Origin of the sequence: Bradyrhizobium sp., assembly GCF_050014615.1 — a bacterium.
Taxonomy (GTDB): Bacteria; Pseudomonadota; Alphaproteobacteria; order Rhizobiales; family Xanthobacteraceae; genus Bradyrhizobium.
This window is the reverse complement of the sequence record NZ_JBEKCZ010000327.1, coordinates 1-3687: the sequence shown is the minus strand read 5'-3', so window position 1 is coordinate 3687 and position 3687 is coordinate 1. Positions and strand designations below refer to the sequence as shown.

Genomic DNA, 3687 nt, shown 5'->3' with positions numbered 1-3687 from the left:
CCGGTGTGGGTCGGCGACGGGCGCTATTTGCTGTGCAGCGATATTCCCAACCAGCGCATCCTCAAATGGGAAGAGGAAACCGGCGCGGTCAGCATCTACCGCAAGCCCTCGAACTTCGCCAACGGCAACACCCGCGACCGCCAGGGACGCCTGATCACCTGCGAGCACGGCGGACGCCGCGTGGTGCGAACCGAATATGACGGTTCGATCACGGTGCTGATGGACTCCTTCGACGGCAAGCGGCTGAACTCGCCGAATGACGTTATCGTGAAATCGGACGGCTCGATCTGGTTCACCGATCCGATGTTCGGCCTGTTCGGCAATTACGAAGGGTATGTCGCGGAATCCGAGATCGACATGAATGTCTACCGGATCGATGGCGCGACGCTGAAACCGACCATCGTCGCCGAAGGCATCCTCGGGCCCAACGGGCTTTGTTTTTCGCCGGACGAAAAGATTCTCTACATCATCGAGTCGCGCGGCGTGCCGACCCGCAAGATCCTCGCTTACGACGTGTCTCCAGGCGGCGAAAAACTCTCCAACAAGCGCCTGTTCGCCGATGCCGGCCCCGCCACGCCCGACGGCATGCGCGCCGATATCGACGGCAATCTGTGGTGCGGCTGGGGCATGGGCGATCCCGAACTCGACGGGGTCGTGGTCTACGCCCCCGACGGCGTCATGATCGGCCGCATCGCGCTGCCCGAGCGCTGCGCCAATGTCTGCTTCGGCGGACTGAAGCGCAACCGGCTGTTCATGGCCGCGAGCCAGTCGATCTACGCGCTGTATGTGAACACCCAGGGCGCGCTGGGGGGATAGTTCACCATCGCCACGCTATCACTCTCACCCTCCCCTGGAGGGGTCGAGACGAGCGAAGCTCGCTCTCTGGGTCGACGCGAATGAAATGAGCGGCGGGGTGGGGTGACAGTCTCTCCCCGCGGACGATGCCCGAGTTGAGAGATCACCCCACCCCGTCTCACATTTCGCTACGCTCCATGTGAGCCGACCCTCCCCCTCCAGGGGAGGGTGAAGAGTATTCACTGTTCGCATTCTCTAACGCAAAACGCCGGAGCGGAAGTTGATCCCGCCCCGGCGCTTTGATGTCGCGCTAAAACTTACGCGGCGTTGAAGCCGGCGATCGCCTTGACCTCGAGGAACTCCTCGAAGCCGTATTTGCCCCATTCGCGGCCGTTGCCGGACTGCTTGTAGCCGCCGAACGGCGCGGTGCGGTCGTTCGGTACGCCCTGCAGGTTGACGTTGCCGGCGCGAATCCGGCGGCCGACCCTGCGGGCGGTCTCGACGGTATCGGCGGAGACGTACCCCGCCAGACCGTAGGGCGTGTCGTTGGCGATCCTCACCGCATCTTCTTCGTCCTTGGCGCCCATGACCACGAGTACCGGCCCGAAGATTTCCTCGCGCGCGATGGTCATGTTCTCGGTGACATCAGCGAAGATGGTCGGGCGAACATAGAAGCCCTTGTTGACGCCTTCCGGCAGACCGGGACCCCCGGCCACCAAAGTGGCGCCTTCCTCGATGCCCTTCTGGATCAGGCCCTGGATCTTGTCCCACTGGCCGCGGTTGACGACCGGTCCGATGGTGGTGCCTTCGGCGCGGGGATCGCCGGCCTTGGTCTTGTCGGCGACGCCCTTGGCGATGGCAGCGACTTCCTTCATCTTCGACAGCGGCACGATCATCCGCGACGGCGCGTTGCACGACTGGCCGGAATTGTTGAACATGTGCATCACGCCGCCGGTGACGGCCTTGGTGAGGTCGGCGCCTTCGAGGATGATGTTCGGCGACTTGCCGCCCAGTTCCTGGCTGACGCGCTTGACGGTCGGCGCGGCGCGCTTGGCGACATCGATGCCGGCGCGGGTCGAGCCCGTGAACGAGATCATGTCGATATCAGGATGCTCGCTCATGGCGGCGCCAACCTCAGGGCCGAGGCCGTTGACGAGGTTGAACACGCCCTTCGGCACGCCCGCTTCATGCAGGATTTCGGCAAAAATCAATGCCGATGTCGGGGTGAATTCCGACGGCTTGAGGATCATGGCGCAGCCGGCGGCGATCGCAGGCGCTACCTTGCAGGCGATCTGGTTCAGCGGCCAGTTCCACGGCGTGATCATGCCGATGACGCCGACGGGTTCGCGGACCACCACGGCGGAGCCGACGGTTTCCTCGAAATGATAGTTCTTGAGCACATCGAGCGTAGCGATGATGTGGCCGAGGCCGGCGCCGGCCTGCAGCTTCTCCGCCATCGGCAGCGGGGCACCCATCTCGTCGGAGACAGACGCGCCGATATCCTTGATCCGGGTCTTGTAGACCTCGATGATCCTGGTCAGCAGCGCCACACGCTCCTCGCGGCTGGTCTGCGAAAAGGTCTCGAACGCCCGCCTGGCGGCGACCACGGCCTTGTCCACATCGGCCCTGGAGCCGAGCGCAATTTCATACATCGCCTCTTCGGTCGCCGGGTTGACGACGGGGGTGGATTTCTTGACGACGGGATCGACCCAGGCACCGTCGATGTAGAATTGCATGCGGTTAACCATCGTAAACCTCTTGATTTCAGGGCGAGTGGAGGGGGAACGGAACGTTCGGCAAGCATCCTCGCACGAAAGGCCGGGAAAATGAACCCGCCATATGCGGGATGCCGCATTGCGGCGGACGCTGGATATAAGATCGGCGGTGTGAAGGTGGCAAGACCTGCGTCGTCGTCCCGGCCTTGAGCCGGGACCCACACGCCGTGCCGTAGCATCTTAGCGACGCTGTTGGACAAGTCCCTTCAACCACGGCCATCGGTGGTTATGGGTCCCGGCGTTCGCCGGGACGACGACTGAGATAGTGCTCGCCGAGGCGGCGATCTGAAAATCACACCGCCATCTTGCGATGCCGCACCGGGGCGCCGACGGAGACGGTTTCGGCCGCATCGATGATGGCGTTGGCGTCGATGCCGTGGTGGCGGTAGAGGTCTTCGATGGTGCCGGTCTGGCCGAAATGCTCGACGCCGAGCGCTTCCACCCGGTGGCCGCGCACGCTGCCGAGCCAGCCCAGCGCCGCCGGATGACCGTCGATCACGGTGACGATGCCGCAGTCACGCGACAAAGGCGCCAGCAGTCTTTCGATATGGCTGAGATGCGGCACGCCGCGGCGGTCGCGACGCAGGCCCCGCGCCGACGTCCACCCCGAATGCAACCGGTCCGCCGACGTGATTGCCAGCAGGCCAACGTCCCTGCGGCTTTCGCCGAGCAGGCCAACAGCCTCGATCGCCTCGGGCGCGACCGCGCCGGTATAGGCGATCACGACGTCGCAATTCGGGCCCGGTTTGCGCAGCCAATAGGCCCCGTCGGTAATGCCGCTTTGCAACTCCGGCGTCATGATCCGCTGCGGCTGGTCCAGCGTGCGAGTCGAAAGCCGCAAATAGACCGAGCCGCCCTCGCCCGCTCTCTCGCGCTGCATGTGCTGGAATCCCCAGCCCATAATCACGGCGAGTTCGTCGACAAAGGCCGGCTCGAACGAGGCGAGGCCATCCTGCGCCATGCCGATCAGCGGCGTCGCGATCGATTGATGGGCGCCGCCCTCGGGCGCTAGCGTAATGCCCGACGGCGTCGCCGCCACCATGAAGCGCGCGTCCTGGTAGCAGGCATAGTTCAGTGCATCGAGGCCGCGCTCGATGAAGGGATCGTACAAGGTCGC

At 64.3% G+C, this 3687-nt stretch carries 3 protein-coding genes; 1 reads left to right on the top strand and 2 read right to left on the bottom strand.

The features are described 5' to 3' along the window. A partial coding sequence (locus ABR948_RS28990; protein WP_428124662.1) for an SMP-30/gluconolactonase/LRE family protein occupies window positions 1-816 on the top strand: 816 nt, incomplete at its 5' end. Between the two features lie 296 nt (window positions 817-1112). Here ABR948_RS28990 and ABR948_RS28985 read toward each other — a convergent pair. Both ABR948_RS28985 and ABR948_RS28980 read right to left on the bottom strand, forming a co-directional pair. After that, window positions 1113-2543 carry an aldehyde dehydrogenase family protein gene (locus ABR948_RS28985; RefSeq protein ID WP_428124660.1) on the bottom strand — a complete coding sequence of 477 codons (1431 nt, stop codon included), beginning with the start codon at window positions 2541-2543 and terminating at the stop codon, window positions 1113-1115. 319 nt (window positions 2544-2862) lie between these two features. Beyond that, window positions 2863-3687, bottom strand: an 825-nt coding sequence (locus ABR948_RS28980; RefSeq protein ID WP_490337858.1) for a transketolase family protein, incomplete at its 5' end; no start/stop codon positions are given.

Excerpts from the sequence above, each read along its gene's own strand:
- ABR948_RS28985 (WP_428124660.1), bottom strand. The coding sequence starts at position 2,543 with ATGGTTAACCGCATGCAATTCTACATCGACGGTGCCTGGGTCGATCCC.